The sequence below is a fragment of the Novosphingobium sp. B-7 genome, assembly GCF_000410615.1.
GTDB lineage: Bacteria > Pseudomonadota > Alphaproteobacteria > Sphingomonadales > Sphingomonadaceae > Novosphingobium > Novosphingobium capsulatum.
Map to the genome: position 1 here is coordinate 1 of NZ_KE148359.1, position 4,462 is coordinate 4,462.

General features: G+C 68.1%; 6 protein-coding genes. 5 read left to right on the plus strand and 1 reads right to left on the minus strand.

Annotated elements, in window-relative coordinates:
* Positions 1-322 (plus strand): PepSY domain-containing protein (locus H926_RS27640; RefSeq protein ID WP_043609611.1); only part of this gene is annotated, 322 nt, incomplete at its 5' end.
* Here H926_RS27640 and H926_RS0113925 read toward each other — a convergent pair.
* Positions 294-890: a TlpA disulfide reductase family protein gene (locus H926_RS0113925; protein WP_022676857.1), complete on the minus strand. Its 597-nt coding sequence runs from the start codon at positions 888-890 to the stop codon at positions 294-296. The genes H926_RS27640 and H926_RS0113925 overlap by 29 nt on opposite strands.
* Positions 891-915: 25 nt before the next feature.
* On the opposite strand from H926_RS0113925, the gene argH reads away from it, so the two are divergent.
* From argH to H926_RS27645, 4 genes are all read left to right on the plus strand, one after another.
* Positions 916-2,292 carry an argininosuccinate lyase gene (gene argH / locus H926_RS0113930; RefSeq protein ID WP_028658004.1) on the plus strand — a complete coding sequence of 459 codons (1,377 nt, stop codon included), beginning with the start codon at positions 916-918 and terminating at the stop codon, positions 2,290-2,292.
* Positions 2,293-2,296: 4 nt separating this feature from the next.
* Entirely contained in the window at positions 2,297-2,563 is a 267-nt protein-coding gene (locus tag H926_RS0113935) for a hypothetical protein (RefSeq protein ID WP_022676859.1), read from the plus strand.
* A gap of 32 nt (positions 2,564-2,595) precedes the next feature.
* Positions 2,596-3,855 (plus strand): diaminopimelate decarboxylase, encoded by a 1,260-nt coding sequence (gene lysA, locus H926_RS0113940; protein WP_022676860.1) that lies wholly within the window; start codon positions 2,596-2,598, stop codon positions 3,853-3,855.
* A gap of 31 nt (positions 3,856-3,886) precedes the next feature.
* A partial coding sequence (locus H926_RS27645; protein WP_237741042.1) for a bifunctional precorrin-2 dehydrogenase/sirohydrochlorin ferrochelatase occupies positions 3,887-4,462 on the plus strand: 576 nt, incomplete at its 3' end.

Genomic DNA, 4,462 nt, shown 5'->3' on the forward strand with positions numbered 1-4,462 from the left:
GGCGGTCTGGATCGAATTGCCGGGGCAGGGGCAGGGCGCCTATCGCGTCCGCCTGGCCCAGGCGGCTGATCCGTCCCCGCGCTTTCCGCATAGCTGGGCCGTGATCGACCGGCATGGCGGCGCCGTGCTTGGCCTGGCCAATGTAGCGCAGGGCGGGCCGATGGACGTGCTGCTCAAGTGGCTGCACCCGTTGCACGACGGCTCTGCCGCCGGGCTGCCGTTGCGCATGCTGGTGGTCGCGGCCGGGCTGGTGCCGGCCGCGCTCTATGTCACCGGGCTGTGGCGCTGGTGGCTCAGGCGCCGCCCTGCGTTGCGGCCTTGATCAGGGCGGCGGCATCTGCCCCGGTCCAATCGAAGGCGCCCACCACGCGGCCCACTTCCTTGCCTTTCGCGTCATAGACCACGGTCGTGGGCAAGACGCCGGTGCCATAGTGGAACGACAGGTCGTTGTCGGGGTCGAGCAGCATCTGCACATGGGCCAGGCCATGCTCGGCCTTGAAGCCCTTGACCTTGTCGACCTGCCCGGTGGTATCCTGCGAGACGGTCAGCACGCGCAGGCCACCGGCAGCCAGCTTGTCCAGCGTGGGCATTTCCACCACGCAGGGGCCGCACCAGGTGGCCCACAGATTGATCAGCACGGGCTTGCCGGCCAGGTCTTTGGCGCTGATCTTGCCGCCTTCGGGCGTGGCCAAGGCAAAGGCCGGCATGGCCGATCCCTTGTGGCTGAGATCAACCTTGCCGGCAGCCGGCGCTGCCTCGCCACCGTCAGCAGAGGTGGCGGCGGCGCTGGACGGTTGCGCCGGCGGGTTTGCTTGCCTATCGCAGCCGCCAAGCGTGGCTGCGGCCAGCGCACCCAGAATCAACGGCAGATAGGGCGGACGAGCGGACATGAGTGGCAATTCGGGCTCCAACCAGATGTGGGGCGGGCGTTTCGCCGCCGGCCCTTCGGCCATCATGCGCGAGATTAACGCCTCGATCCCGTTCGACAAGGCGCTGTGGCGCCAGGATATCGCCGCGTCAAAGGCCCATGTGGACATGTTGGCCACCCAAGGCATCGTGGAAGCGCAGGATGCCGCGCTGATCGCCCAGGGGCTGGACCAGGTGGCGGGCGAATACGAAGCCAATGGCGTGCCCGAAGACTGGGACCTTGAAGACATCCACATGACCACCGAAAGCCGGCTGGCCGAACTGATCGGCCCGGCGGCGGGCCGCCTGCATACCGCGCGCAGCCGCAACGATCAGGTTGCCACCGATTTTCGCCTGTGGGTGCGCGATGCGATCGACCAGGTCGATTCGGGCCTGCTCGCCTTGCAGACCGCGCTGGTGGCGCGCGCCGGCGAGCATGCCGGCTCGATCATGCCCGGCTTCACCCATCTGCAGACCGCGCAGCCGGTAACGCTGGGCCACCACCTCATGGCCTATTACGAGATGATCGGCCGCGATCGCTCGCGCTTCGCCGATGCTCGCGCGCGCATGAACCGCTCGCCGCTGGGCGCGGCGGCGCTCGCCGGTACCGGCTTTCCGATCGACCGTTTCCGCACGGCGCAAGCGCTGGGTTTCGACGGGCCGACCGACAACAGCCTCGATTCTGTATCCGACCGCGATTTCGCCCTGGATTACCTGATGGCCGCCGCGCAGTGCTCGCTGCACCTCTCGCGCCTGGCCGAGGAATTCATCATCTGGGCCAGCCAGCCCTTTGGCTTCGTTGCCCTGCCCGACAGCCTGTCGACCGGCAGTTCGATCATGCCACAGAAGAAGAATCCCGATGCGGCCGAACTGGTGCGCGGCCATTCGGGCCGGATCGTCGGCTGCCTCACCGCACTGATGATCACCATGAAGGGGCTGCCGCTGGCCTATTCCAAGGACATGCAGGACGACAAGCCGCCGGTGTTCGAGGCAGCCAGCCTGCTGGCGCTGTCGATCGCGGCGATGACCGGCATGGTAGCCGAGGCGCGTTTCCGCACCGATCGCATGCGGGGCGCTGCCGAACTGGGCTATGCCACGGCGACGGACCTGGCCGACTGGCTGGTGCGTCAGGCCAATATTCCTTTCCGTGAGGCGCACCACATCACCGGCAGCGCGGTGAAACTGGCCGAAAGCCGGGGAATCGCCCTCGATCAGCTGCCGCTGGAGGATCTCAAGGCCATCGATGCGCGTATCGATGATCGCGTCTATGCCGCGCTTTCGGTCGAAGCATCGGTGGCGGCGCGTTGCAGCCATGGCGGAACCGCCCCGGCCGAGGTAAGGAAGCGTGTGGCCCAGGCGCGTGCAGCGCTTGGCCTGGAGGAGTAATCGCTTGATCCGCCCCACTGCCCCCAAAGCCGCTGGCATTGTGCTCGTTGGTCTTGCTGCCCTGGCCCTTGCCGGGTGCGGCAACAAACGCGAGCTGAAACCGGCGCCGGGGCACGGCCTGCCGCCCGCGCCCTATGGCCGGGAGCAGAGCCGCGGGGCGGACGCGCTGTTGAAAGCGCCGATCCAGGCCAAGCCCGATCGCAACGTGGAATTGCGCAGCCGCTCGCAAGAGCGCGAAGACGACCCGTTCGATCTGCCGCCCGAAGAATAACGCGTTTTCAACGATCATTCTCGAGAGTTTCGATGGACCACTTTCACCAGGTGAACGGCGTGCTGCACGCCGAAGATATTGCCCTGCCCATGCTGGCCGATGCCGTAGGCACGCCGCTCTATGTCTATTCGCGCGCCACGCTGACGCGCCACGCCCGCGTGTTCCGCGATGCGCTGGCGGTCCTGCCGCGCGTCAAGCTGGCCTTTGCCGTCAAGTCCAATCCCAACCTTGCCGTGCTCAAGGTCCTGGCCGCCGAAGGCTATGGCGCCGACGTGGTTTCGGGCGGTGAGATGGAGCGCGCCCTGGCAGCCGGCATGGCGGCCGAGGGCATCGTCTTTTCCGGGGTGGGCAAGACCCACGCCGAACTGGCCCGCGCGCTGGAGGCGGGCATCGGCCAGTTCAACCTGGAAAGCGAGGAAGAGGGCCTGGAACTGGCGGAAATCGCCGTCCGCCTGGGCAAGACCGCGGCCTGCGCGCTGCGCGTCAACCCGGATGTCGATGCCGGCACGCATGGCAAGATTTCCACCGGCAAGGCGGAAAACAAGTTCGGCGTGCCGTATGATCGCGCTGCGGCGATCTATGCCCGGCTGGCGACCACGCCGGGCCTGACCATGCGCGGCCTGGCGCTGCATATCGGCAGCCAGCTGTCGCGGCTCGATCCGCTGGAGGCAGCCTTTACCAAGATCGGCCAGCTGATGCAGGCGATCCGCGCGGCGGGCCATGCCGTGACGCACATCGATTTCGGCGGCGGCGTGGGCGTGCCCTACAAGGCCGGGGAAGTCTTTCCCCAGCCCGAAGACTATGCCGCGATGGTGGCCCGCGTAACGCAGGGCTGGGACATTACCGCGATGTTCGAACCCGGCCGCGTGATCACCGGCAACACCGGCGTGCTGATGACGCGGGTGGTGCGGGTGAAGGAAGGCGTCGGCGCCCCGTGGGTGGTCGTCGACGCGGCCATGAACGATCTGGCGCGCCCGGCGCTCTATGATGCCTGGCACGATTTCGCCGCGGTGGCGCCGAATGGCGAAACGATGGAGGCCAATATCGTTGGCCCGATCTGCGAATCGAGCGACACCTTTGCCATGGGCCGCACGATCGATGCCGTGGCGCGGGGCGATCTGGCCGTGTTCCGCACGGCTGGCGCCTATGGCGCGACGATGGCCAACACCTACAATTCGCGGCCCCTCGTGCCCGAAGTGATGGTGGATGGCACGAAGTGGGCGGTGGTGGCCGACCGGATCGAGCCAGCCACGATCCTGGCGGCCGAACGCGTGCCCGAATGGCTGGCCTGACGCCATGCCTGTGACCCGCTAAGCCGCTGTCATGAGCCTGCCCGCGCTGCCCCTGTTCCACCGTATCGCCGGCCAGCCGGTGATCGTGCTGGGCCATGGCGATGCGGCGCAGGCCAAGGCGCGGCTGGTGGAGCGTGCTGGCGGCCAGGTGGTGGATGATCTTGCCCACGGCATCGATATCGGCGCGCGGCTGGCGTTCATCGCCCATGACAGTGCCGATGCCTGCATGGCCGATGCCCTGCGCGCGCGGGGCGCCGGCTTGCTGGTCAATGTGGTGGATCGCCCGGCGCTGTGCGATTTCACCACGCCGTCGCTGATCGATCGCAGCCCGGTGGTGGTGGCTGTCGGCACGGCGGGTGCGTCGGCGGGGCTGGCCAAGCACGTGCGGCTGCGGCTGGAACGCGCGCTGCCCCAGGGGCTGGGCGCGCTGGCCAATGCGCTCTTTGCCGCGCGCGATGCCTTGCGCGCGCGCTTTCCCGATGGCGCCGATCGGCGCCGCGCGCTTGATGGCGCCCTGGCAGAGGGCGGCCCGCTCGATCCGATGGTGGAGCATGCACCCGCCGCGGTGGAGGAATGGCTGGCAGGGGCGGCCGAAGTAGCGGGAGGG